We start from the raw sequence: 25,256 nt of genomic DNA, 5'->3' as shown, positions 1-25,256 counted from the left end.
GGAAGCTAAGCCTTTCAGCGCCGATGGTACTGCAGGGGGGACCCTGTGGGAGAGTAGGACGCCGCCGAACAATTTTTCCGGGAAAGCCCCGCACCCTTGTGGTGCGGGGCTTTCCTGCGTTCCAGGCCCGCCCGATAGTGCTCTCCTGCCGGGGCCGAGCTGTCGCCGGAGCACCCGGAGAACTCCTGCTGGCCGCGGTTATGAACATCTCCGGATCCCGTGTATGGTTTACCTCGTTGCCACAGCGCAGCGAGGCCCCAATAGCTCAGTCGGTAGAGCGTCTCCATGGTAAGGAGAAGGTCTGCGGTTCGATTCCGCATTGGGGCTCAGAGAGAAAACGAAAGGCCCCCGCCACACGGCGGGGGCCTTTCGCGTTTGCCGGCCTCGGAGTCAGATACGCGGCGGCTCCGGGACGCGCATTGCCAGGATGGCCATGTCGTCCGATGCGGGCTCCGCCGCGAAGCGCTCCACGGCTCGCAGGATGCGTGCGGCGACCGCTCCGGCCGTCAGGCCCGTACAGGTCGACAGGACCTCCGCGAGGCCGTCGTCGCCGAGCATGCGGGTGCCCTCGCGGCGTTCGGTGACGCCGTCCGTGACGCAGAGGAGGACGTCGCCCGGGTTGAGGGTGACCTCCTCCTCGTACAGTTCCAGGTCCTCCAGGACGCCGAGCAGGGGCTGCGGTTCGGCCGCCGGCTCCACGGAGCCGTCCTGGCGCAGGCGCAGCGGGAGCGGGTGGCCGGCGCAGACCACCTTCAGGAGGGCGCTGCCGTCCTCCTGGGGCCACAGCTCGCCGTACAGGAGCGTGAGGAAGCGGCTGCGGGCGCCCTCGTCGAGGATGGCCGCGTTGAGGCGCTCCAAGACCGCCGGGCCGGTGAAGCCCTCCTTGGCGAGCAGGCGCAGGGCGTGGCGGGCGAGGCCCGTGACGGCGGCGGCCTCGGGGCCCGTACCGCAGACGTCGCCGATGGCGAAGCCGTACGCCCCGTCGTGGATCGGGAAGACGTCGTAGAAGTCGCCGCCGACCTCGTTGCCCTCGCCGGCCGCGCGGTAGATGACCTCGATCTCGACGTTCGGGACGTCGGGAAGGCCCGGAGGCAGGAGGCTGCGCTGGAGGGACTGGCTGATCGCCATGCGCTCCGAGTACAGACGGGCGTTGTCCAGGGCCAGGGCGGCTCGGCGGGAGAGGTCCTCGGCCAGTTCCAGGATCTCCTGGCGGAAGTGGTCGTCCGAGGGCTTCCCGAGCGTCAGCATGCCGATCACGCGGTTGCGGGCGACCAGCGGCAGGACCACCGTCTCGCCGCCGACCGCCTGGGCCGTGGCCAGGATCGTGCGGGTGGCCGTGGACATGCTCAACGGCGCGTCGTGGTCCAGGCTGCGGGTCGACGTGGACAGCGCCGCGCGGTGACCGGCCTCCGAAGGCGCCGCCCAGATACGGGCGCCCGGCGTCGGGACCGGGTCCGGCGGGTCGATCTTGGAGAGCAGGGCCTTGAGGCCGTCGATGAGGTCCTCGTCCTCGTGGAGCACGTACGAGAGGTACGGGTCCGAGGACTGGTCCGCGATCGTGTAGACCGCGCACCAGGTGGCCAGGGTCGGGACCGTCATCTGGGCCATCAGCGCCAGCGTCTGGTCCCGGTCGAGCGTGCCGGCCAGCAGGTCGGAGGCCTCGACGAGGAAGGAGAGCGAGCCGCGGCGCAGCCGTTCCAGCTCGCCGAGGCGCGCGGACTCGACGGCCAGCGCGATGCGGTCGGCGGCGAACTGGAGGCGCAGGGCCTCCTCGTTCGAGTAGCGTCCCGGCGCTTCGGCCGCGACGCCCAGGGAGCCGGTGAGGCGGCCCTCCACCTTCAGCGGGACCGTGACGACCGAGCGCATCCCGGTGTCGGTGAGGAGCGGGACGGCGCCGGGAACGGCGGTCAGGTCCTCGTGGACGGCCGGCATGCGGGCGGAGCCGTAGCGTCCCGTTCCGGCTTCGACGGGGACTCTCGCGAAGCGCTGGCGGGCCGAAGGCAGGCCCGTCGTGGCGCGGACCTCCAGCTCCGTCTCGTCGTCGGTGGCCAGGAGGAGGAACGCGGAGTCCGCGTCGAGCATGTCGCGTGCGCGCTCCACCGTCCGCTGGAGGAGGCCGTCCAGGTCGTCGGGGGCCGGAGAGCCGATGAAGACCTCGAACGGGTCCGTGGTGCGGTTCTCGGACGAGGAGTCGGAGACCGGCGCGCGGACCGGGGACTGCAGGACGGCGCGTTCGTAGTCGCGGACGAGGAGGCAGACCGTGGACGGTTCGCCGTCGGTGTCGCGGACCCGCAGGTGAGAGGCGTAGACAGGCGTGACGCGGCCGTCGGAGCAGCGGATGCCGTAGCTGCCCTCCCAGCGGGAGAGGCGGAGCGCGTCCGCGATACCGGTGTTGGTGCCGGGTGTGTGCGGCCAGGCCAGGAAGTCGGTCAGCTGCTTGCCGGAGACCTCGTCCGCGCCGTGGCCGAAGAGGAAGGCCGCGTCGTCGTTCCACGCGGCGATCGCGCCGGAGTGGTCGATCTGGACGACCGCGACCCGTACGCGCTGGTCCGCGACGGGCAGCAGCGCGGTGGGCAGGAGCGGGCCCGCGGAGCGGATGCCGACCGGGCGCTCGGGGAGGTCCAGCTGAAACCAGACATGTTTGCGGGTGGGCGTGTACTCGACGCCCCAGCGGGTGGCGAGCGCGGCGCAGAGCAGCAGGCCGCGGCCGTTCTCGCGGTCCGGTGAGCCGAAGTCGAGCCCGTTGCTCTGGAGCGGGACCTCGCGCTCCGGATAGTGGTCGGCGACCTCGACGCGTACGCCGTCCTCGGTACGGAGGCACAGCACGTCGGCCGCCGTCCCCGCGTGGATGACGGCGTTGGTGACGAGCTCGCTGGTGAGGACGACGGCGTCGTCGACGACATCGTTGTATCCCCACCCCTGGAGGGTGTCCCGGACAAAGGCGCGGGCGGTCGCGACCGAGCGCCCGACCGGTTCGAAGGTGGCGGCCGCGCGCGCGGTGATCACAGCACTCCCCATATTGGTGTCTCGTCGCTTCCCCGAGTCCTGTGCCCGTTTCTCGCCGCTTCGATTCGCTTGCCAGGCTAGACGTTCGGCAAGGGTGCCGGGTACACGAGGGCCGAGATCGGGACAGGACGCTCCAGGAGTCGTGCGCGGGCGCACGAGTATGTCTCCCGGTGGGAGCGATGGGGTGCAAGCGGGGGAGGTTGCCCGCCGACCTGTTCCGGCCTGGTACGTTGCAACGATTTGACGTCCGCCCGGCCACCCGTTGACGGTGTGCTGTGGCGGTGGTCCACAGTGGAACTGGGCAAGGTTCCGGATAGACCCGAGCGAAACGGTCAACCCCTGCGGGAGGGACACGGTGGAGTCTGGCGTGGCGGCGCGGGGTTCGAATACGCGTACAAAAGGCGGACAGTCCGTGAAAAAGCAGCGCAATGGCACCGTCGAGGTCGACGCGGCAGCTCTGAGCAGACTGCTGGCGGGACTCGTGGCGATGCGCGACGGCAATTTCCGCAGGCGGCTCACCGTCTCCGGCGACGGCGTGATGACGGAGATCGCGGCGGTCTTCAACGAGGTCGCCGACCGCAATCTCCACCTCACCGGTGAGCTGGCGCGTGTACGGCGGGTGGTCGGGCGTGAGGGCAAGCTGACGGAGCGGCTGGAGACGGGGGCCTGCGAGGGCTCCTGGGCCGCCGCGATCGACGCCTCCAACGAGCTCGTCGACGACCTCGCGCGACCGGTCTCCGAGGTGGGCCGGGTGCTGTCGGCGGTCGCCGACGGTGACCTGGAGCAGCGGATGGAGCTGCGGTCGCACACGACGGACGAGACGGTACGGCCGCTGCGCGGCGAGTTCCTGAAGGTCGCTCGTACGGTCAACAACCTGGTCGACCAGCTGTCGGTCTTCACCGAACAGGTGACCCGGGTCGCCGTGGAGGTCGGCACCGAGGGCAAGCTCGGCGGCCAGGCGCAGGTGCGCGGGATGTCCGGGTCCTGGAAGGACCTGACGGACTCCGTCAACACCATGGCGTACCGCCTCACCGCCCAGGTGCGCGACATCGCGCTGGTGACGACGGCGGTCGCCAAGGGTGATCTGTCGCGGAAGGTCACCGTCCATGTGGCCGGTGAGATGCTCCAGCTGAAGAACACCGTCAACACGATGGTCGACCAGCTGTCCTCGTTCTCCTCCGAGGTGACGCGCGTCGCCCGTGAGGTGGGTACGGAAGGTGAGCTGGGCGGTCAGGCGACCGTGCCGGGTGTGGCCGGCGTGTGGAAGGACCTCACCGACTCCGTCAACACGATGGCCGGCAACCTCACCTCTCAGGTGCGCGGTATCGCCGAGGTGACGACGGCGGTCGCCAGCGGTGACCTGACGCAGAAGGTCACGGTGAGCGCGCGCGGCGAGGTCGCCCAGCTCGCCGAGACGATCAACCAGATGACCGAGACGCTGCGCACCTTCGCCGACGAAGTGACACGTGTGGCGAGCGAGGTCGGTGGCGAGGGGCTTCTCGGCGGTCAGGCGCAGGTTCCTGGTGCCGCCGGGACGTGGAAGGACCTCACCGATTCGGTGAACACGGTCTTCCGGAACCTGACCACACAGGTGCGGGACATCGCGCAGGTGACGACCGCGGTGGCCAGCGGTGACATGTCGCAGAAGGTCACGGTCGACGTGGCCGGCGAGATGCTGGAGCTGAAGAACACCGTCAACACGATGGTGGACCAGCTTCAGTCGTTCGGTTCCGAGGTGACGCGCGTGGCGCGGGAGGTCGGCGTCGAGGGCCGGCTCGGTGGTCAGGCGGAGGTGCCGGGTGCCGCCGGGACGTGGAAGGACCTCACCGACTCGGTGAACACCGCCTTCCGCAACCTGACCGGTCAGGTCCGGGACATCGCGCAGGTCACCACGGCGGTCGCCAACGGTGACCTGTCCCAGAAGGTCACCGTGGATGTGGCCGGCGAGATGCTGGAGCTGAAGAACACCGTCAACACGATGGTGGCGCAGCTGTCCAGCTTCGCCGACCAGGTGACGCGGATGGCCCGAGACGTGGGCACCGAGGGCCGCCTCGGTGGTCAGGCGCGCGTGGACGGCGTCTCCGGTACGTGGAAGGAGCTGACGGACTCCGTCAACTTCATGGCCGGCAACCTCACCTCCCAGGTGCGGCAGATCGCGCAGGTGACGACGGCGGTGGCGCGGGGCGACCTGTCGCAGAAGATCGACGTGGACGCCCGGGGCGAGATCCTGGAGCTGAAGAACACGATCAACACCATGGTCGACCAGCTCTCCGCCTTCGCCGACCAGGTGACCCGCGTGGCCCGCGAGGTGGGTACGGACGGTCGGCTCGGCGGTCAGGCGCAGGTGCCCGGTGTGGCCGGAGTGTGGCGCGATCTCACCGATTCGGTGAACGGGATGGCGGGGAACCTCACCGCTCAGGTCCGTAACATCGCGCAGGTCGCCACGGCGGTGGCGCGCGGTGACCTGTCGCAGAAGATCGACGTGGACGCGCGCGGCGAGATCCTGGAGCTGAAGAACACCCTCAACACGATGGTGGACCAGCTCTCCAACTTCGCCGAGCAGGTGACGCGGGTCGCCCGCGAGGTGGGTACGGAAGGCATCCTCGGCGGCCAGGCCGAGGTGCAGGGCGTCTCCGGTACGTGGAAGGACCTCACGCAGTCCGTCAACGGCATGGCGAACAACCTGACCCTCCAGGTCCGCAACATCGCCGAGGTCACCACCGCGGTGGCCAAGGGAGATCTCTCCAAGAAGATCACCGTCGACGCCAAGGGTGAGATCCTCGAACTGGTCACGACCGTCAACACGATGGTCGACCAGCTGCTCAACTTCGCCGACGAGGTGACCAGGGTGGCCCGCGAGGTGGGCACCGAGGGCATTCTCGGCGGTCAGGCGCGGGTGCGCGGTGCGACCGGCATCTGGAAGGACCTCAGCGACAACGTCAACCTGATGGCCAACAACCTGACCAGCCAGGTACGGAACATCTCCCGGGTCTCCTCCGCGGTCGCCAACGGCGATCTGACGAAGAAGGTCACCGTGGAGGCGCGCGGCGAGGTGGCCGAGCTGGCCGACACCGTCAACACGATGGTGACGACGCTCTCCTCGTTCGCGGACGAGGTCACGCGTGTGGCCCGTGAGGTGGGTACGGAAGGTGAGCTGGGCGGCCAGGCACGGGTGCCGGGCGTGTCGGGTACGTGGAAGGACCTCACCGAGTCCGTGAACTCGATGGCCTCCAACCTCACCGGCCAGGTGCGGCAGATCGCCACGGTCACCACGGCCATCGCCAAGGGCGACCTCACCAAGAAGATCGACATCGACGCGCGCGGTGAGATCCAGGAGCTGAAGAACACCATCAACACGATGGTCGACCAGCTCTCCTCGTTCGCCGAGCAGGTGACCCGGGTCGCCCGTGAGGTGGGCACGGAAGGGCAGCTGGGCGGTCAGGCGCGGGTGCGGGACGTGGACGGCACCTGGCGCGATCTCACCGAGTCGGTGAACGAGATGGCAGGGAACCTGACCCGTCAGGTGCGCGCCATCGCGGCCGTCGCCACGGCGGTGACGCGCGGGGATCTGAACCTCAAGATCGATGTCGACGCGGCCGGCGAGATCCAGGTCCTCCAGGACAACATCAACACGATGATCGCCAACCTGCGCGACACCACCCTCGCCAACAAGGAGCAGGACTGGCTGAAGGGCAACCTGGCCCGGATCTCCGGTCTGATGCAGGGCCGCCGCGATCTGGACGACGTGGCCTCGCTGATCATGAGCGAGCTGACGCCGGTGGTCTCGGCGCAGCACGGCGCGTTCTTCCTGGCCATGTCTCCGGGCGACTCCGACGAGGTGGGGCCGGACAGCGCCGACGACACCTCGTACGAGCTGCGGATGCGCGGGAGTTACGGCTACTCCGCCGGGTCGATGCCGACCTCGTTCCGGCCCGGTGAGACGCTCATCGGGACCGCGGCCGAGGAGAAGCGGACGATCCAGGTGGACAACGTTCCGCCGGGCTATCTGAAGATCTCCTCCGGCCTCGGCGAGGCGCCGCCGGCCCATGTGATCGTGCTGCCGGTGCTGTTCGAGGGCAAGGTGCTCGGTGTGATCGAGCTGGCCTCGTTCCAGCCGTTCACGCACATCCAACGCGACTTCCTCAACCAGCTCGCGGAGATGATCGCGACGAGCGTCAACACGATCAGCGTCAACACCAAGACGGAGAAGCTCCTGGAGCAGTCCCAGGAGCTGACCGAGCAACTGCGTGACCGCTCACAGGAGTTGGAGAACCGGCAGAAGGCCCTCCAGGCGTCCAACGCCGAACTGGAGGAGAAGGCCGAGCTGCTGGCCCAGCAGAACCGCGACATCGAGGTGAAGAACACCGAGATCGAGGAGGCGCGGCAGGTCCTGGAGGAGCGCGCCGAGCAGCTCGCGGTCTCGATGCGCTACAAGTCCGAGTTCCTGGCGAACATGTCGCACGAGCTGCGTACGCCGCTCAACTCGCTTCTGATCCTGGCCAAGTTGCTGGCGGACAACGCCGAGGGCAATCTCTCGCCGAAGCAGGTCGAGTTCGCCGAGACGATCCACGGGGCCGGTTCCGACCTGCTCCAGCTGATCAACGACATCCTGGACCTGTCGAAGGTCGAGGCGGGCAAGATGGACGTCAGTCCGACCCGGATCGCGCTGGTCCAGCTGGTCGACTACGTGGAGGCGACCTTCCGCCCGCTCACCGCGGAGAAGGGCCTCGACTTCTCCGTACGGGTCTCGCCGGAGCTTCCCGCGACGCTCCACACCGACGAGCAGCGCCTGCTCCAGGTGTTGCGCAACCTGCTGTCGAACGCGGTGAAGTTCACCGACAGCGGTGCGGTGGAGCTGGTGATCCGGCCGGCCGGCGCCGATGTGCCGAACGCGATCCGGGAGCATCTGCTGGAGTCGGGTCTGCTGCGGGACGCGGACGCCGATCTGATCGCCTTCTCGGTCACCGACACCGGGATCGGGATCGCCTCCAGCAAGATGCTGGTGATCTTCGAGGCGTTCAAGCAGGCGGACGGGACGACGAGCCGCAAGTACGGCGGCACCGGCCTCGGCCTCTCCATCAGCCGGGAGATCGCGCGGCTGCTCGGCGGTGAGATCCACGCGGCGAGCGAGCCGGGCCGTGGCTCGACCTTCACGCTGTACCTGCCGCTGCACCGCGCCGAACTGCCGCCCCAGGGCTTCCCGCAGGTGGGTTCCGGTTCCACCGAGGGGCTGGGCGGCGGCTCCGAGAACGGACAGGCGCCGCAGGGCGGCGACTCCGCTCCGCTCGGAGACCCGGCCAACTCCGCGGGTGTGTTCCGGCGGCGGCGCAAGGCTCTCGGGGACGCGGCCAGGCGGCCCGCGCTGCCTGCCGGGCGGCCGGCCGGCGAGAGCGTCCCGCACGAGGAGTGGGTGCAGGGGAGCGCGGCGGCGGGGGAGGAGGCTGCGGAGCCTCGGCGGACGTTCCGGTTCCGGGGTGAGAAGGTGCTCATCGTCGATGACGACATCCGTAACGTCTTCGCGCTCACCAGCGTCCTGGAGCAGCACGGACTGGCCGTGCTGTACGCGGAGAACGGCCGCGAGGGGATCGAAGTCCTGGAGCAGCACGACGATGTGACGGTCGTGCTGATGGACATCATGATGCCCGAGATGGACGGTTACGCGACCACCACCGCGATCCGGCGGATGCCGCAGTTCGCCGGGCTGCCGATCGTCGCGCTCACCGCGAAGGCGATGAAGGGCGACCGGGAGAAGGCGATCGACTGCGGCGCTTCCGACTATGTGACGAAGCCGGTCGATCCTGATCATCTGCTGGCGGTGATGGAGCGGTGGATGCACGGAGAGTGATCGGATTTTGAATGAATCGGTGTGAGTTGCTGACCGGCTGTGCGCGAACGGGTGTGAACGGCCTGTATCCGGGGAACCTTCTGGTCTCCCACCGCGTTTGCGGTATGTGCACAGTGACATCACGGTGACAGGGTGTGGTGACGGGCGGGGTGCGGCTACCATGACCGGCACAAGGACGGACGGCGAAAGGGAGTCGTCCTCTGGGGCGGCACCCGGTGCATTTCCGGGGCGAGGAGGGCGGGCCATGGTGCAGAAGGCCAAGATCCTCCTGGTCGATGACCGGCCGGAGAATCTGCTGGCGCTGGAGGCCATCCTCTCTGCGCTCGATCAGACACTGGTCCGGGCATCGTCAGGGGAGGAGGCGCTCAAAGCGCTGCTCACGGACGACTTCGCGGTCATTCTGCTGGACGTCCAGATGCCGGGCATGGACGGTTTCGAGACCGCCGCCCACATCAAGCGGCGGGAGCGGACGCGGGACATCCCGATCATCTTCCTCACCGCGATCAACCACGGACCGCACCACACCTTCCGCGGATACGCGGCCGGCGCGGTGGACTACATCTCCAAGCCGTTCGACCCGTGGGTGCTGCGCGCCAAGGTCTCGGTCTTCGTCGAGCTGTACATGAAGAACTGCAAGCTCCGCGAGCAGGCCGCGCTGCTGCGGCTCCAGCTGGACGGCGACGGCCAGGCGAACGGCGCGCACGAGAAGGAGCCGGCCGGTCTGCTGGCCGAGCTCTCCGCGCGGCTCGCGGCGGTCGAGGAACAGGCGGAGGCTCTCTCCAAGCAGCTCGACGACGAGTCCGCCGACGCGGCGGCCGTCGCCACGGCGGCCCATCTCGAACGCAAGCTGACCGGCCTGCGCCGCGCGCTCGACGCGCTGGAGCCGGGCACGGGCGGCGGCGCCGGGATCCTGCCCGCGCAGAGCTAGGTTTTCCGCCCGTCCGCCGTACGAACAAAGGGGCTTCGGGCCACGTCCGGAGCGCTCACCGCGCTGAGGGCGCGTCAGTTCCCGGCCGTCGGGCGGCGACACAGTCGGGTGAACCAGTAGGCGAACGTGTTCACGGGCGTCGACAACGGTAACCTCGGCACCATGGCCTCACGTACGTCCGGCAAGGGTTCCCAGTCCACAGCGGGCACCGCGAAGCGCGCCGGCCGTACGCCTGGGCCGGCGAGGAAAGCCGCACCCGTCAGGAAGACCGCTCCCAAGAAGGCGGCCGCGCCCGCCAAGAGGGCACCCGCGAAGAAGGCGGCGGCCAAGAGGCCCGCGCCCAAACCCGCGCCGTCCCCCGCCAACGGCATCTACCGCCTCGTGCGCGCCATCTGGCTCGGCACGGCGCACGGCGTCGGCGCGGTGTTCCGTTCCATAGGGCGCGGTGCGAAGGGACTTGACCCGGCCCACCGCAAGGACGGCCTCGCGCTCCTGCTCATCGGCCTCGCGCTGATCGTCGCCGCGGGCACCTGGTCCAATCTCCAGGGGCCGGTCGGCGACCTGGTGGAGATGCTGGTGACCGGCGCGTTCGGCCGGCTCGATCTGCTCGCGCCGATACTGCTCGGCGCCATGGCCGTACGCCTCATCCTGTATCCGGAGCGCCCCGACGCCAACGGCCGGATCGTCATCGGCCTCTCCGCCCTCGTCGTCGGCATCCTCGGCCAGGTCCACATCGCCTGCGGGTCGCCGGGCCGCGAGGACGGCACGGAGGCGATGCAGGACGCGGGCGGGCTGGTCGGCTGGGCCGCGTCGAAGCCGCTGATCTTCATGATGGGCGAGGTCCTCGCCGTACCGCTGCTCGTCCTGCTCACCGTCTTCGGCCTCCTCGTCGTCACCGCGACCCCGGTCAACGCCATCCCGCGCCGGCTGCGCCAGCTCGGTGTCCGCCTCGGCATCGTGGAACCGGCGTACGAGCCCGGCGAGGTGTACGAGGACGACGACGAGCGCTACGACGAGCAGTGGCGCGAGGCGCTGCCCGCCGGGACGCGGCGCAGCTCCGGACGTCGGCAGGCCCCGGACGCCGACGACGCCGTGTACGACCACGACAGCGCCGAGCAGCAGGCCCTCACCAAGCGCAGGCGGCCCCGCCGTCCCGCAGCGCAGCCCGCGATGAACCGGCCTCTGGACGCGGTGGACGTCGCCGCCGCCGCGGCCGCCGCGCTCGACGGGGCCGTACTCAACGGCATTTCGCCTTCGCCGGTCGTCGCCGACCTGACCCAGGGCGTCTCGGTGGACCGCGACCGGGACCGTACCGGCTCCACGCCCGTGCCCGGAGCCCGGGAGGCCGAGCGGGACGGCGGCGCGGAGAAGGAGGACCGGAGCGCGGACCGGGCCGGCGCGTCCTCCGGGCCCGGTGGCCCCGGTGGCGTACCGGATCTGACCAAGCCCGCTCCCGAGCGCACCGGGGACCTGCCCGCCCGCGCCGAGCAGCTCCAGCTCGCCGGCGACATCACGTACTCGCTGCCCTCGCTCGACCTGCTGGAGCGCGGCGGGCCCGGCAAGACCCGCAGCGCGGCCAACGACGCCGTCGTCGCCTCGCTGACCAACGTCTTCACCGAGTTCAAGGTCGACGCCGTTGTCACCGGCTTCACCCGGGGCCCGACGGTCACCCGGTACGAGATCGAGCTCGGCCCCGCCGTGAAGGTCGAGAAGATCACGGCGCTCGCCAAGAACATCGCGTACGCCGTGGCCAGTCCGGACGTACGGATCATCTCGCCGATCCCCGGCAAGTCCGCCGTCGGCATCGAGATCCCCAACTCCGACCGGGAGATGGTCAACCTCGGTGACGTGCTGCGCCTCGCCGACGCGGCCGAGGACGACCACCCGATGCTCGTGGCGCTCGGCAAGAACGTCGAGGGCGGCTACGAGATGGCCAACCTGGCGAAGATGCCGCACGTCCTGGTCGCCGGCGCCACCGGATCGGGTAAGTCGTCCTGCATCAACTGCCTGATCACCTCGATCATGGTCCGGGCCACTCCGGAGGACGTCCGGATGGTCCTCGTCGACCCCAAGCGCGTCGAGCTCACCGCGTACGAAGGCATTCCGCACCTGATCACGCCGATCATCACCAACCCCAAGAAGGCCGCCGAGGCGCTCCAGTGGGTCGTGCGGGAGATGGACCTGCGCTACGACGACCTGGCCGCCTTCGGCTACCGGCACATCGACGACTTCAACCACGCCGTGCGCACCGGCAAGTGCAAGACACCCGAGGGCAGCGAGCGGGAGCTGTCGCCGTACCCGTACCTCCTGGTGATCGTCGACGAGCTGGCCGACCTGATGATGGTCGCCCCGCGCGACGTCGAGGACTCCATCGTCCGCATCACCCAGCTCGCCCGCGCCGCCGGAATCCACCTGGTGCTCGCCACCCAGCGACCCTCGGTCGACGTGGTCACCGGCCTCATCAAGGCGAACGTGCCCTCCCGGCTCGCCTTCGCCACCTCCTCGCTCGCCGACAGCCGCGTCATCCTCGACCAGCCCGGCGCCGAGAAGCTCATCGGCAAGGGCGACGGCCTCTTCCTCCCGATGGGCGCCAACAAGCCGACCCGTATGCAGGGCGCCTTCGTCACCGAGGACGAGGTCGCGGCCGTCGTCCAGCACTGCAAGGACCAGATGGCCCCGGTCTTCCGGGAAGACGTCGTGGTCGGTACGAAGCAGAAGAAGGAGATCGACGAGGACATCGGCGACGACCTGGACCTGCTCTGCCAGGCCGCCGAGCTGGTCGTCTCCACCCAGTTCGGGTCGACCTCGATGCTCCAGCGCAAGCTGCGCGTCGGCTTCGCGAAGGCCGGGCGGCTGATGGACCTGATGGAGTCCCGGAACATCGTCGGACCCAGCGAGGGATCCAAGGCGCGCGACGTGATGGTGAAAGCGGACGAGCTCGACGGAGTGTTGGCCGTCATCCGCGGGGAATCCGCTCCGTAGGGGTAATCCACCCGTAAAGGTTTCGTGGGCAACCGTTTCGTGCGGTCGTACGTCAAGTTGGAGGGAGGGGAGGAACGATGCTCCTCTCCTCCCGCCCAGCCCCTTGTCACCCACCCTGTTCGGCCCACTCCAGGTTGCCCAGTCCTCGACTGGGGCACGGTCCCGGTGCCGCTCCGTCCGCGGAGAGGTCCACCGGGCCGCCCGGCGAACCCGATGGCGTACAAAGTCGTCCCTCCCGGTTGCCCCTCCCTTTCGTACCCCCCCTAGACTGAACATCCAGCAGGTGGCTCACGCTCGAAAGGCGCCCCCGTGTCCATCGGCAACTCCCCCGAAGACGACCGGCCTTCGGTCGGTCGTGCCCTTCAGCAGGCTCGTATCGCCGCAGGTCTGACGGTCGAGGAAGTCAGCAGCTCCACCCGGGTGCGCATCCCCATCGTGCACGCGATCGAGGAGGACGACTTCTCGCGCTGTGGCGGCGACGTGTACGCGCGCGGCCACATCCGCAACATCGCCCGCGCCGTCGGCATCGACCCGGAACCCCTGGTCGAACGTTTCGACGCCGACCACGGCGGCCGTCCCGCACCGACCCCCGCCGCTCCGCTGTTCGAGGCGGAGCGCATCCGTTCCGAACCGCGGCGGCCCAACTGGACCGCGGCCATGGTCGCGGCCATCGTCGCCGTCATCGGCTTCGTCGGCTTCACCTTCTTCAACGGTGGCGACGACGAGCCGTCCAACACCGCCCAGGTCGCGGAGGGCTCCAAGCCCGACAAGACCGCGGCCAAGCCCACCACCACCAAGCCCGCCGACCCCAAGCCCGTGCCGTCCGAGAGTGCCATCGCCGCCGCCCCCCGGGACAAGGTGACGGTCAAGCTCGGCGCGGACCAGGGCAAGAGCTGGATCTCGGTCAAGGACCACAACGGACGGCTGCTCTTCGACGGGCTGCTGCTCGAAGGCGAGTCCAAGACCTTCCAGGACAAGGAGCGCATCGACCTCGTCCTCGGCAACGCCGGGGCGATCGAGCTCTTCGTCAACGGCAAGAAGCTGCAGGACCGCTTCGAGCCGGGCCAGGTCGAGCGGCTCACGTACACCAAGGGTGACCCCGAGGCCGGCTGAGTCCGCGCCTCCTCACCCCTCCGACGGGCGTCCGGCCTCGTGCCGGGCGCCCGTCGGCGTTCCCGACGGGCCTCCCGCCTGTTACTCCCCGTAGCAAGAGAGAGCGCAGGCAACCCTGCACGGCGGGAGGGCCGCCGGGACGAAGTAGTCTTGAGTCCATGCCCGAACGCCGTACCGTCGCCCTTGTCACTCTTGGCTGCGCCCGTAACGAGGTGGACTCGGAGGAGCTTGCAGGCCGCTTGGCAGCGGACGGCTGGGACCTCGTCGAGGACGCCTCGGACGCGGATGTCGCAGTCGTCAACACCTGTGGGTTCGTCGAAGCCGCCAAGAAGGACTCCGTCGACGCCCTGCTCGAAGCCAACGATCTCAAGGACCACGGCCGCACCCAGGCCGTCGTCGCCGTCGGCTGCATGGCCGAGCGCTACGGCAAGGACCTCGCCGAGGCCCTGCCGGAAGCGGACGGCGTCCTCGGGTTCGACGACTACGCCGACATCTCCGACCGGCTCCAGACCATCCTCAACGGCGGCATCCACGCCTCGCACACCCCGCGCGACCGCCGCAAGCTGCTGCCGATCAGCCCCGCCGAGCGCCAGGACGCCGCCGTGGCGCTGCCCGGCCACGCCCAGGAGACGCCCGCCCCGGCCCTCGAGGACCTCCCCGAAGGCGTCGCTCCGGTCTCCGGACCGCGCGCGCCGCTGCGCCGCCGCCTCGGCACCAGCCCCGTCGCCTCGGTGAAGCTCGCCTCCGGCTGCGACCGTCGCTGCTCCTTCTGCGCCATCCCCTCCTTCCGCGGCTCCTTCATCTCACGCCGCCCCTCGGACGTGCTCCAGGAGACCCGCTGGCTGGCCGAGCAGGGCGTGAAGGAGGTCATGCTCGTCTCCGAGAACAACACCTCGTACGGCAAGGATCTCGGCGACATCCGCCTCCTGGAGACCCTGCTGCCCGAGCTGGCCGGCGTGGACGGCATCGAGCGGATCCGGGTCAGCTACCTCCAGCCCGCCGAGATGCGCCCCGGCCTCATCGACGTCCTCACCTCGACGCCGAAGGTCGCCCCGTACTTCGACCTCTCCTTCCAGCACTCCTCCCCGAGCGTGCTGCGCACGATGCGCCGCTTCGGTGACACCGACCGCTTCCTGGAGCTGCTGGACACCATCCGGTCCAAGGCTCCCGAGGCCGGCGCCCGCTCCAACTTCATCGTCGGCTTCCCCGGCGAGACCGAGGCCGACCTCGCCGAGCTGGAACGCTTCCTCACCGGCGCCCGCCTCGACGCCATCGGCGTCTTCGGCTACTCCGACGAGGAGGGCACCGAGGCGGTCGGCTACGAGAACAAGCTGGACGCCGACACCATCGCGGAGCGGCTCGCCCATATCTCCCAGCTGGCCGAGGAGCTGACCTCGCAGCGCGCCGAGGAGCGCGTCGGCGAGACCCTCCAGGTGCTCGTGGAGTCCGTCGAGTCGGACGAGGACGGTGAGGTCGCGATCGGCCGCGCCGCACACCAGGCCCCGGAAACGGACGGCCAGGTGGTCTTCACCACACGCGAGGGACTCGTGCCTGGCCGTATGGTCGAGGCAAAGGCAGTGGGCACCGAGGGCGTCGACCTGGTGGCCGAACACCACGAGCTTGCGGAGGCAGCCAGATGACGGGAGTCCCGGCATCCGCGGCAGGCGGTTCCGGCGCGAAGCCGGTCCGCGGCGGCAAGCTGGGGACTGCGGCCGTCAACCAGGCCAGCCTGTGGAACATCGCCAACATCCTGACCATGGTGCGGCTGCTGCTCGTACCCGGGTTCGTCCTGCTTCTCTTCCACAACGGCGGATACGACCCGGCCTGGCGCTCCTTCGCCTGGGCGGCCTTCGCCATCGCCATGATCACGGACCTCTTCGACGGTCATCTGGCCCGGGCGTACAACCTGGTCACCGACTTCGGGAAGATCGCCGACCCGATCGCCGACAAGGCGATCATGGGGGCCGCGCTGATCTCCCTCTCGATCCTCGGCGATCTGCCGTGGTGGATCACCGGAGTGATCCTCGCCCGTGAGCTGGGCATCACGCTGATGCGGTTCTGGGTGATCCGGCACGCGGTGATCCCGGCCAGCAGAGGCGGCAAGCTCAAGACCCTGGCGCAGGGGACGGCGGCCGGGATGTACGTCCTGGTGCTCACCGGGCCGCTGGCCACACTGCGGTTCTGGATGATGATGGTGGCCGTCGTGCTGACGGTCGTCACCGGTCTCGATTACGTACGCCAGGCCGTCGTCCTGCGCCGCCGGAGCCTGGCCGCCGAGCGTGCGGCCGTGGGGCGCACGGCGGAGGCGCTGAACGAGGCGGCTGGGTCTCCTGGGGCGGGGGGTGGTGCGGGTGCTTCCGGTGTCTCTGGTGCCGGTGGTGCTTCCGGTGCCGACGATTCCGGGCCGGCTGTGCGGGTTTCCGGTGGTCCGGCGGCTGTGGAGCCTGTCCTGGGGGCGCGCGACGCCGCGGAGGCCGAGCGGTGACAGCCGCTGCCCGGGCGCTGGAGCGGCTCGTGGAGCGCGGTGAGACGCTCGCCGTCGCGGAATCGCTGACGGGCGGGCTGGTGGCGGCCGAGCTCACCTCCGTACCTGGCGCCTCACAATCCTTCCGTGGATCGGTCACCGCGTACGCCACCGCCCTCAAAGGCGAGATCCTCGGCGTGGACGGGACCCTGCTGGCGGAGCGCGGAGCGGTGGATCCCGAGGTCGCACGGCAGATGGCGGCCGGTGTGCGGCGTGCGCTCGGCGCGGACTGGGGGATCGCCACGACCGGCGTCGCCGGCCCGGAGCCGCAGGACGGGCAGCCAGTCGGAACGGTCTACGTTGCGGTAGCGGGACCTTCCGGCGGCGAGAAAGTGGCCGCTCTGCGGTTGAATGGATCGAGGGCGGACATCCGTAGAGAGAGTGTGCGAAGAGCCCTCGATCTGCTCGTGAGCGAACTCGACGCAAATGCGCGGGCACAGGATACGGAACAGATCGGGGGGAATTGATGTTTGCAGCCCTGAGTGAACACGACATCGCTCCCCGCACGGCCGCGGCACAAGGCGGTACGGTAGGGCGTGAAGGATGCGGCTACGCGGTCCGAGGAGGGAGCCACCGATGATTCTGCTCCGTCGCCTGCTGGGTGACGTGCTGCGTCGGCAGCGCCAGCGCCAAGGCCGTACTCTGCGCGAAGTCTCCTCGTCCGCCCGGGTCTCGCTCGGTTATCTGTCCGAGGTGGAGCGGGGGCAGAAGGAGGCATCCTCCGAGCTGCTCTCCGCGATTTGCGACGCGCTTGACGTACGGATGTCCGAGCTCATGCGGGAAGTGAGCGACGAGCTCTCGCTCGCCGAGCTGGCCGAGTCGGCAGCTGCCAGTGATCCGGTCCCAGTACCGGTTCGTCCCATGCTCAATTCCGTCTCCGTCTCGTCGGTCGCAGGTGTGCCGTCGGGCCGGGTGACCATCAAGGCGCCCGCGGAAGCGGTGGACGTCGTCGCCGCCTGATCCGCGCGCGGCAACAGTGCTCGACCGAAGTCCCGGTCGGCCCCCACAGGGGTCGGCCGGGACTTTCGCGTGTGCGCTCTTCCGCGTGCCCCGTGCGCGTCCCTTCGATGTGCCTTTTCTGTGTGCGACTCGCGTGTGTGAGGCGCGAGGAAGCGGGCAGACGGAGGTTGAGGCCAACATGACTGTTTTGTTTCTTTTGTGTCATCGTGAGTGGTGCGCCGAAACGGTCAGTGAAACGCCTGACGACGGTCAGCAGTACGCCTGACGGATGGGAGTGTTTGCATGTCTGTGGTGAAGAGCCCACTGTCCGAGAGCGATCTCAAGCTCGTCGGAGAAGCGCTGCAAGGCGCGCTGGTCGATCTGGTCGACCTCTCCCTCGTGGCGAAGCAGATCCACTGGAACGTGGTCGGCCCGCGCTTCCGGTCCGTACACCTCCAGCTCGACGACGTGGTGGCCACGGCCCGCCAGCACTCCGACACGGTCGCCGAGCGTGCCTCAGCGCTCGGCGTCAACCCGGACGGCCGCTCCGCGACCGTCGCCAAGGAGACCGCCATCCGGTCCGTCCCCGAGGGCTGGATCAAGGACACCGACGCCGTGAAGGCGCTCGTCGACGCCTTGAGTGTGGTGATCGGCCGGATGCGGGAACGCATCGAGGTCACCGACGCGCCGGATCCCGTGACCCAGGACATCCTGATCTCACTGACAGCAGACCTCGAGAAGCACGCCTGGATGTTCCAGGCCGAAAGTGCCTGAGCGAAAGGAATCGACATCGTGACTGGTGACAACGCCATGGACAAGCTCAAGGGCAAGGGCAAGGAGGCCGTCGGCAAGCTGACCGGCGACCACCGCAAGGAGTCCGAGGGCAAGGCCGACCAGACCAAGGCCACGGCCAAGGACAAGGTCGACGAGGCCGGCGACCGCGCCAAGGGCGTCACGGACTCGCTGCGCAACGACAACGACAAGTAAGGGCATGCGGCGCCTCGCGCCGCTGTCCTCCCCGGGTGCCCCCGCCGATCTCCGGCGGGGGCACCCGCGCGTGTGGGGAGCCGTCGGCCGTACGTTCTGCATGCGGCGGTGCCGCTGCCAGGGGAAACTGCCCGAAAGGACGTCGGCCGCAGGAGGGCAGCGATGGTACGGCGATGGATACCGGCGCTGGTCCTGGGCGGGCTGTGGTGGTGGGCGGTGCTGCGGCTGTTGTTCCGGCCGGAGCAGGCCGGTGCGGTGGAGGGCGCGGTGGCGGCGGGCGGCTGGGGGCTGAGCCTGCTGCCGGTCCATGTGGCGTCGGTGGGCGTGGTGGTGGGACGGCCGAGGGCGGGGGAGCGGGCCTCACGGGCTCGGACTGGGCGGTATACGGCGGGTGCCTGGCGCGGGCGGCTCGCGGCGGGGCCTTCGCGGCTCGCTGCGAGGGTCACCAGGGCATGGCGACGCCGCCGTTCGGGCGGAGGATCTGGCCGGTGGTGAAGGCCGACGCGTCGGACGCCAGGTGCAGCACGGTGTGGGCGACGTCCTCGGGTTCACCGACCCGGCCCAGCGGAGAGATGCGGGCCATCATGGCCTCCGCCCGCTGTTGCTGTTCGGCTCCGTGCCGGCCGGTCATCGGCGTACGGATCCAGCCCGGGGCCACCGCGTTCAGCCGTATGGCGTGCGGGCCCAGCTCGGAGGCGAGCGTCTTCGTGAGCTGGACCACGGCCGCCTTCGCCGCGCTGTAGCAGAGCAGGCCCGCGCTCGCGGAGTCCACGGCGCCGGACGCCATCGTGACCAGCGAACCGGGAGCGGAACGGGCGATCAAGGAGCGGGCCACCTCCTGACAGGCGTACAGCCCCCCTTTGAAATTGACCGCCAGCACCCGGTCCAGGTCCTCGTCCTCCGTCTCCAGGACACTGCTCGTGTGCATGATCCCGGCCGAGGCGACCAGGATGTCGACCTCTCCCGCCGCCTGTAGGGCCGCTCGGACCTGTTCGCGGTCGGCGACATCGAGGGCGTGGGTACGGGCCCGGGCGCCCGCGCTCGTGATCGCCTCGTACGTCCGGCGCAGGCCGGTTTCGTCGCGGTCGGCGCAGTGGACCATGGCCCCGGCCTCCGCCAGCAGCACGGCGCTCGCCCGGCCGATCCCGCTCGCCGCCCCGGTGACGAACGCGGAGCGGCCTGTGAGGTCGTACGCGTCATGCACGGAGAGGGCCATGACGGGACCGTAGAGGCGTATCTGACGGATCGTCAACAGGTGGGCGGGTCCTGTGCTTTACGGCGTCGGGCCTGATTGGCAGGCCGGGCACCAGTACGTGGGCCGGTCCTCCTGGTCGATCTTGCGGATCGGGGTGCCGCAGCGCAGGCAGGGGCGGCGGATCCTCCCGTAGACGTAGAGGGGGTCCTGGACCCGGAGGGGCGGGAGAGGCCGTTGCGAGGGTGCGGTGGCCTGGGCGTTCGGGCGGGGGCGGCGTTCGGCGCGGATGGTGGTGGTGCGGGTGGGGCGGTCGCGGTTCGCTTCGAGGAGGCGGTGAGCCAGGGCGACCAGCCGGGGGAGCGTTCCTTCGGGGAGGGCGCCGACGGGGAGCCAGGGGGTGACGCGGGCCAGGAAGCACAGCTCGCATTTGTAGACATTGCCGATGCCGGCGAGGTTGCGCTGGTCCAGGAGCGCGTCGCCGATGGGGCGGTCGGGTGCGGCGAGGAGTCGCTCGACGGCGAGGTCCGGGTCCCAGTCCGGGCCCAGCAGGTCCGGCCCGAGGTGGCCGACCGCCTTGCTCTCCTCGCTGGTGCGCAGCAGTTCGAGGACGGGGAGGCGGTAGCCGACGGCGGTGTGGTCGGTGTTGGTCAGGACCGCGCGGATCTGGTGGCCGGGGCCGCCGCGCCAGCGCTCGCCCGGTGCGTAGATCCGCCAGGCCCCGTCCATCCGGAGGTGGCTGTGCAGGGTCAGCCCGCCTTCGACGCGGGTCAGCAGGTGCTTGCCGCGTGCGGTGACGTCCAGGACGGTACGGCCGCTGAGGTCGGAGGTGGCGAACCGGGGGACGCGGAGGTCGGCGTGGGTCAGGACCCGGCCCGCCAGCGCTGCGTGCAGCCGGGCGGCGGTCTGCAGGACGGTGTCTCCTTCGGGCATACCTCCATGATGGGGCCAGGGGCGGTGAGGTGGGGTGCGGCGGTGTGGGCCCGTCGGGGCTCACGCTCTCAGGCGCAGGCCTTTCGGAGTGGCGAGGAAGCCGGCCGCCTCCAGGGTCCGGCCCAGCGGAGAGGTGAGCGAGGAGGAGCCGTTCGTCCGTTCCACCGTCACCGTGCCGAGCGCACCGGCGCGGGCGGAGGCGGCCAGAGCTTCGGCCGCCGCCAGCAGCGCCGGCGAGTCGGGGTCGGTGGGCCAGGCGAGCAGGGACTTGCCGCCGCGCTCCATGTAGAGCGTGAGCTCACCGTCGACGAGGACCACCAGCGCCCCGGCCTTGCGGCCCGGCTTGTGGCCGGCGCCGTCCGGGGACTCCGGCCACGGCAGGGCGGCGCCGTACGCGTTGGCCGGGTCGGCGGCGGCGAGCACCAGGGCCTGGGGCGCGGTGCCCGGGTCGCGGCGGTCGCGGGCCGTGGCGGCCGCCCGCAGCCGGTCCACCGCCCCGTCCATCGCGAACTGTGCGGCCCCGAGCCCCTCCACCACATAGCCCCGCCGGGCCTGCCCGCTGTCCTCGAAGGCGGCCAGGATGCGGTACGTCGCGGAGAAGCCGCCCTCCACCCCTTCGGCCTGCACCGCGCCGCGGGTCACCACGCCGTGCCGGTCGAGGAGGGTGCGGGCCAGGGCGTGGGCGCGGTGGGTGGGCTCCGGCTCGCGTGGTGGCAGCAGGGACCAGCGGCCGGAGACCGTCGGTGGGCCGGTGCGGGAGGCGGGCCTGGCGGCCGCGGTGAGGGATCCGTACCGCCCGCGCGGCACGGTGCGTCTGGCGCGGTGGGCGGTGGAGCCCGCCGTCCGGCCCGAGCCGAGGAGCGAGCGGAGCGGGGCGAGGGTGTCGTTGGTGAGCCTGCCGGACCAGGCCAGCTCCCAGAGGGCGTCGGCGAGCTGCTGGTCGGAGGAGTCCGGATGCGTGGTGGCCCGGACCTGGTCGGCGATCTGCCGGAAGAAGAGGCCGTACCCGCCGGAGAGGGTGGTGAGCAGGGATTCGTGGAGCGCGGACAGCTCCAGCGGGTGCGGTGCGGGCAGGAGCAGAGGCGCGCTGTCGGCCGGATAGAGCGAGAGCCAGCCGTCCTTGCCGGGCAGCGCTCCGGCTCCGGCCCAGATCACCTCACCGGTGGTCGTCAGCTCGTCGAGCATCGCCGGGGTGTAGCCCATGACCCGGCTCGGCAGGATCAGCTTCTCCAGGGCCGAGGCGGGCACGGGTGCTCCTTGGAGCTGTTCGACGGCGCGGGCCAGCCCGTCGATGCCGCGCAGCCGGTTCGAGCCGAAGTGCTGCCACTGCGGGAGGAAGGAGGCGAGCGCGGCGGGCTCCACCGGCTCCAGCTCCTGGCGGAGCGCGGCCAGCGAACGGCGGCGGAGCCGGCGCAGGACGGTGGCGTCGCACCACTCCTGGCCGATGCCCGCCGGATGGAACTCACCTTGGACGGTCCGGCCGGAGGCGGCGAGCCGTTGCAGCGCGCCGTCCGTGACGGCGGTGCCGAGGCCGAACCGCTCGGCGGCCTGGGTGGCGGTGAACGGACCGTGCGTCCGGGCGAAGCGGGCGAGGAGATCGCCGAGAGGGTCCTTCACCGGCTCGGTGAACGCCTCGGGCACACCGACCGGCAGTGCTGTGCCCAGGGCGTCGCGCAGCCTTCCGGCGTCCTCGATCGCCGCCCAGTGGTCGGCTCCGGCGATCCGGACCTGGATGGCCCGGCGGGCCGTCGCCAGCTCAGGCGCCCAGGTGGGCTCGGCGCCGCGCTCGGCCAGCTCCGCGTCGGTGAGCGGGCCGAGCACGCGCAGCAGGTCCGCGACCCCTTCGACGTCCTTGATCCGGCGGTCCTCGGTGAGCCACTGGAGCTCCTGCTCCAGCTCGGTGAGGACCTCGGGGTCGAGCAGCTCGCGCAGCTCGGCCTGGCCCAGCAGCTCGGCCAGGAGGTGGGAGTCCAGCGAGAGTGCGGCCGCCCGCCGCTCGGCGAGCGGTGAGTCGCCCTCGTACAGGAACTGCGCGACGTAACCGAAGAGGAGCGAGCGGGCGAACGGGGAGGGCTCCTGGGTGGTGACCTCGACCAGCCGGACCCGGCGCGCCTCCAGGTCGCCCATCAGTTCCGTGAGGCCGGGGACGTCGAAGACGTCCTGGAGGCATTCGCGGACGGCTTCCAGGACGATCGGGAACGAACCGAACTCGGAGGCCACCTGGAGCAGCTGGGAGGCGCGCTGGCGCTGCTGCCAGAGCGGGGTGCGCTTGCCGGGAGAGCGGCGGGGCAGCAGCAGCGCGCGGGCCGCGCACTCGCGGAAGCGGGCGGCGAACAGCGCGGAGCCGCCGACCTGGTCGGTGACGATCTGCTGGACCTCGCCCTGGTCGAAGACCACATCGGTGGCGCCGACCGGTGGCTGTTCGCTGTCGTACGAGAAGGGCTGCGCGGCCGATTGGTCGTTCGCCGCGTCCGTGGTGGACGGGGCGTCGAAGTCGAGGAGGTCCAGGCCCATCATGTCGGCGTCGGGCAGCCGCAGCACGATGCCGTCGTCGGCGTGCATGACCTGCGCGTCCATCCCGTACCGCTCACCGAGGCGGGCGGAGAGGGCGAGCGCCCACGGGGCGTGCACCTGGGCGCCGAAGGGGGAGTGGACGACGACCCGCCAGTCGCCCAGCTCGTCGCGGAACCGCTCGACCAGGATCGTCCGGTCGTCCGGCACATGGCCGCAGGCCCGGCGCTGCTCGTCCAGGTAGGCCAGGATGTTGTCCGCCGCCCAGGCATCCAGCCCGGCGGCCAGCAGCCGCAGCCGCGCCTCCTCCTCGGAGAGCCCGCCGATCTCGCGGAGGAACGCCCCCAGAGCGCGGCCGAGCTCCAAAGGACGGCCCAACTGGTCGCCCTTCCAGAACGGCAGCCGTCCCGGAACGCCGGGGGCGGGCGAGACGAGGACCCGGTCGCGGGTGATGTCCTCGATCCGCCAGGAGGTGGTGCCCAGCGTGAAGACGTCGCCGACGCGGGACTCGTAGACCATCTCCTCGTCCAGCTCGCCGACCCGGCCGCCGCCCTTCTTCGGGTCCGCGCCGGCCAGGAAGACCCCGAAGAGGCCGCGGTCCGGAATGGTGCCGCCCGAGGTGACGGCGAGTCGCTGCGCGCCCGGCCGGCCCGTGACCGTACCGCCGACGCGGTCCCACACGACGCGGGGCCGCAGCTCCGCGAAGGCGTCGGAGGGATAGCGGCCGGCGAGCATGTCGAGCACGGCCGTGAACGCCGACTCCGGGAGCGAGGCGAACGGCGCGGCCCGGCGGACCAAGGCCAGCAGGTCGTCCGCCTGCCAGCTGTCCAGAGCCACCATGGCGACCAGCTGCTGGGCCAGCACATCCAGCGGGTTGGACGGGATGCGCAGCGCCTCGATGGCCCCTTCGCGCATCCGCTCGGTGACGACGGCGGCCTGCACCAGGTCGCCGCGGTACTTCGGGAAGACCACTCCGGTGGAGACCGCGCCCACCTGGTGCCCGGCCCGGCCCACCCGCTGGAGGCCGGAGGCGACGGAGGGCGGGGACTCGACCTGGACCACCAGGTCGACCGCGCCCATGTCGATGCCGAGCTCCAGGCTGGACGTGGCCACCACGGCCGGCAGCCGTCCCGCCTTGAGGTCCTCCTCCACCTGGGCCCGCTGCTCCTTGGAGACCGAGCCGTGGTGGGCGCGGGCCAGCAGGGCCGGTGCGCCACGGCCCGCGCCGGACTGGGCCATGACCTCGGCGGGAACGTGCGCCTCCGGCAGGTCGAGGGCGGGGTTGTCCGGGTTGTCCGGGTCGAACGCGGTGCCGGTGGCCCGTTCGTACGCGATCTCGTTCAGCCGGTTGCACAGCCGCTCGGCCAGCCGGCGTGAGTTGGCGAAGACGATGGTGGAGCGGTGCGACTGGACGAGGTCGGCGATGCGCTCCTCGACATGCGGCCAGATCGACGGCTTCTCCGCCTGCGCGGCGTCCCCGTCGGTGGCCGGTGAACCGCCCAGCTCGCCCAGATCCTCGACCGGGACGACCACCGAGAGGTCGAACTCCTTCGTGGAGGGCGGCTGGACGACCTCCACCTTGCGCTGTGGCGACAGGAACCGGGCCACCTCGCCGACCGGCCGGACGGTCGCGGAGAGCCCGATCCGGCGGGCGGGGCGGGGCAGCAACTCGTCCAGGCGCTCCAGGGAGAGCGCGAGATGAGCGCCGCGCTTCGTACCGGCGACCGCGTGCACCTCGTCCAGGATCACCGTCTCGACGCCCGCCAGCGCGTCCCGGGCGGAGGACGTCAGCATCAGGAACAGCGACTCGGGTGTGGTGATCAGGATGTCCGGCGGCCGGGTCACCATCGAGCGCCGCTCGGCGGGCGGTGTGTCACCGGACCGGATGCCCACGCGCACCTCCGGCTCGGGCAGGCCGAGGCGCACCGACTCCTGGCGGATGCCGGTCAGCGGCGAGCGGAGATTGCGCTCCACGTCGACCGCCAGCGCCTTGAGCGGAGACACGTACAGCACGCGGCAGCGCTTCTTCGCCTCGGCGGGCGGCGGACCGGCGGCCAGCCGGTCCAGCGAGGCGAGGAAGGCGGCCAGCGTCTTGCCGGAGCCGGTCGGCGCGACCACCAGCACGTCGCTGCCCTCGCCGATGGCCCGCCAGGCACCTTCCTGTGCGGCGGTGGGCGCGCTGAAGGCACCGGCGAACCAGCTGCGGGTCGCGGGCGAGAAGGCGTCGAGAGCGGAGCCGGTCATGTCCCCCATCGTGCACCCCGACACTGACAACGGGCCTCCGACACCGCCCGGC

Annotated in this window: 15 protein-coding genes and 1 tRNA gene; 12 read left to right on the top strand and 4 right to left on the bottom strand. The window is 70.6% G+C overall.

All coding sequences use genetic code 11. The features are described from left to right. Positions 1-254 precede the first annotated feature (254 nt). Positions 255-327, top strand: a tRNA-Thr gene (locus ABZ267_RS25140). Between the two features lie 63 nt (positions 328-390). On the opposite strand, the gene ABZ267_RS25135 is transcribed toward ABZ267_RS25140, so the two are convergent. Next, the gene (locus ABZ267_RS25135; protein WP_356749239.1) at positions 391-3,018 is read right to left on the bottom strand and encodes a SpoIIE family protein phosphatase; all 2,628 of its coding nucleotides are present in this window, start codon (positions 3,016-3,018) and stop codon (positions 391-393) included. A gap of 400 nt (positions 3,019-3,418) precedes the next feature. Here ABZ267_RS25135 and ABZ267_RS25130 point away from each other — a divergent pair, with 400 nt between their 5' ends. From ABZ267_RS25130 to ABZ267_RS25080, 11 genes are all read left to right on the top strand, one after another. After that, a complete protein-coding gene (locus tag ABZ267_RS25130) occupies positions 3,419-8,851 on the top strand; it encodes a HAMP domain-containing protein (RefSeq protein WP_356749237.1) in 5,433 nt (1,810 codons plus the stop codon). 244 nt (positions 8,852-9,095) lie between these two features. After that, entirely contained in the window at positions 9,096-9,779 is a 684-nt protein-coding gene (locus ABZ267_RS25125) for a response regulator (protein ID WP_356749235.1), read from the top strand. A gap of 162 nt (positions 9,780-9,941) precedes the next feature. After that, positions 9,942-12,761, top strand: a complete 2,820-nt coding sequence (locus ABZ267_RS25120) for a DNA translocase FtsK (protein ID WP_356749233.1) — start codon at positions 9,942-9,944, stop codon at positions 12,759-12,761. A 309-nt stretch (positions 12,762-13,070) separates the two neighbouring features. Continuing rightward, on the top strand, positions 13,071-13,874 hold the full coding sequence (locus ABZ267_RS25115) for a RodZ domain-containing protein (protein WP_356749231.1): 804 nt from the start codon (positions 13,071-13,073) through the stop codon (positions 13,872-13,874). A gap of 158 nt (positions 13,875-14,032) precedes the next feature. Further along, positions 14,033-15,514 carry a 30S ribosomal protein S12 methylthiotransferase RimO gene (gene rimO / locus ABZ267_RS25110; RefSeq protein WP_356749229.1) on the top strand — a complete coding sequence of 494 codons (1,482 nt, stop codon included), beginning with the start codon at positions 14,033-14,035 and terminating at the stop codon, positions 15,512-15,514. Beyond that, positions 15,511-16,359 (top strand): CDP-diacylglycerol--glycerol-3-phosphate 3-phosphatidyltransferase, encoded by an 849-nt coding sequence (gene pgsA, locus ABZ267_RS25105; protein WP_356749227.1) that lies wholly within the window; start codon positions 15,511-15,513, stop codon positions 16,357-16,359. The genes rimO and pgsA overlap by 4 nt, the downstream gene beginning before the upstream one ends. Further along, on the top strand, positions 16,356-16,865 hold the full coding sequence (locus tag ABZ267_RS25100; RefSeq protein ID WP_356749225.1) for a nicotinamide-nucleotide amidohydrolase family protein: 510 nt from the start codon (positions 16,356-16,358) through the stop codon (positions 16,863-16,865). The genes pgsA and ABZ267_RS25100 overlap by 4 nt, the downstream gene beginning before the upstream one ends. 109 nt (positions 16,866-16,974) lie before the next feature. Beyond that, positions 16,975-17,358, top strand: a complete 384-nt coding sequence (locus ABZ267_RS25095) for a helix-turn-helix transcriptional regulator (protein ID WP_003965837.1) — start codon at positions 16,975-16,977, stop codon at positions 17,356-17,358. Positions 17,359-17,640: 282 nt separating this feature from the next. Then, positions 17,641-18,111, top strand: coding sequence for a DNA starvation/stationary phase protection protein (locus tag ABZ267_RS25090; protein WP_356749223.1), 471 nt, complete (start codon positions 17,641-17,643; stop codon positions 18,109-18,111). Between the two features lie 36 nt (positions 18,112-18,147). Then, positions 18,148-18,324, top strand: a complete 177-nt coding sequence (locus ABZ267_RS25085) for a CsbD family protein (protein ID WP_356749259.1) — start codon at positions 18,148-18,150, stop codon at positions 18,322-18,324. Between the two features lie 162 nt (positions 18,325-18,486). Beyond that, complete coding sequence (locus ABZ267_RS25080; RefSeq protein WP_356749221.1) at positions 18,487-18,819, top strand: hypothetical protein; 333 nt, start codon at positions 18,487-18,489, stop codon at positions 18,817-18,819. Here ABZ267_RS25080 and ABZ267_RS25075 read toward each other — a convergent pair. Genes ABZ267_RS25075 through ABZ267_RS25065 form a run of 3 tightly spaced genes read right to left on the bottom strand, consistent with a single transcriptional unit; the run spans position 18,767 to position 25,204 of the window. Beyond that, complete coding sequence (locus tag ABZ267_RS25075; protein ID WP_356749219.1) at positions 18,767-19,540, bottom strand: SDR family NAD(P)-dependent oxidoreductase; 774 nt, start codon at positions 19,538-19,540, stop codon at positions 18,767-18,769. The genes ABZ267_RS25080 and ABZ267_RS25075 overlap by 53 nt on opposite strands. Positions 19,541-19,597: 57 nt before the next feature. After that, positions 19,598-20,449, bottom strand: a complete 852-nt coding sequence (locus ABZ267_RS25070; RefSeq protein ID WP_356749217.1) for a DNA-formamidopyrimidine glycosylase family protein — start codon at positions 20,447-20,449, stop codon at positions 19,598-19,600. Positions 20,450-20,509: 60 nt separating this feature from the next. After that, positions 20,510-25,204 (bottom strand): DEAD/DEAH box helicase, encoded by a 4,695-nt coding sequence (locus tag ABZ267_RS25065; protein ID WP_356749216.1) that lies wholly within the window; start codon positions 25,202-25,204, stop codon positions 20,510-20,512. Positions 25,205-25,256: the final 52 nt, after the last annotated feature.

The organism is Streptomyces sp. NPDC006174, from assembly GCF_040614075.1.
Lineage (GTDB): Bacteria > Actinomycetota > Actinomycetes > Streptomycetales > Streptomycetaceae > Streptomyces.
The sequence above is the reverse complement of the archived record's forward strand: the minus strand, read 5'-3'. Positions and strand labels throughout refer to the sequence as shown.

Excerpts from the sequence above, each read along its gene's own strand:
- ABZ267_RS25135 (WP_356749239.1), bottom strand. The coding sequence starts at position 3,018 with ATGGGGAGTGCTGTGATCACCGCGCGCGCGGCCGCCACCTTCGAACCG.
- ABZ267_RS25125 (WP_356749235.1), top strand. The coding sequence starts at position 9,096 with ATGGTGCAGAAGGCCAAGATCCTCCTGGTCGATGACCGGCCGGAGAAT.
- ABZ267_RS25120 (WP_356749233.1), top strand. The coding sequence starts at position 9,942 with ATGGCCTCACGTACGTCCGGCAAGGGTTCCCAGTCCACAGCGGGCACC.
- rimO (WP_356749229.1), top strand. The coding sequence starts at position 14,033 with ATGCCCGAACGCCGTACCGTCGCCCTTGTCACTCTTGGCTGCGCCCGT.
- pgsA (WP_356749227.1), top strand. The coding sequence starts at position 15,511 with ATGACGGGAGTCCCGGCATCCGCGGCAGGCGGTTCCGGCGCGAAGCCG.
- ABZ267_RS25095 (WP_003965837.1), top strand. The coding sequence starts at position 16,975 with ATGATTCTGCTCCGTCGCCTGCTGGGTGACGTGCTGCGTCGGCAGCGC.
- ABZ267_RS25090 (WP_356749223.1), top strand. The coding sequence starts at position 17,641 with ATGTCTGTGGTGAAGAGCCCACTGTCCGAGAGCGATCTCAAGCTCGTC.
- ABZ267_RS25085 (WP_356749259.1), top strand. The coding sequence starts at position 18,148 with ATGGACAAGCTCAAGGGCAAGGGCAAGGAGGCCGTCGGCAAGCTGACC.
- ABZ267_RS25080 (WP_356749221.1), top strand. The coding sequence starts at position 18,487 with ATGGTACGGCGATGGATACCGGCGCTGGTCCTGGGCGGGCTGTGGTGG.
- ABZ267_RS25075 (WP_356749219.1), bottom strand. The coding sequence starts at position 19,540 with ATGGCCCTCTCCGTGCATGACGCGTACGACCTCACAGGCCGCTCCGCG.
- ABZ267_RS25070 (WP_356749217.1), bottom strand. The coding sequence starts at position 20,449 with ATGCCCGAAGGAGACACCGTCCTGCAGACCGCCGCCCGGCTGCACGCA.
- ABZ267_RS25065 (WP_356749216.1), bottom strand. The coding sequence starts at position 25,204 with ATGACCGGCTCCGCTCTCGACGCCTTCTCGCCCGCGACCCGCAGCTGG.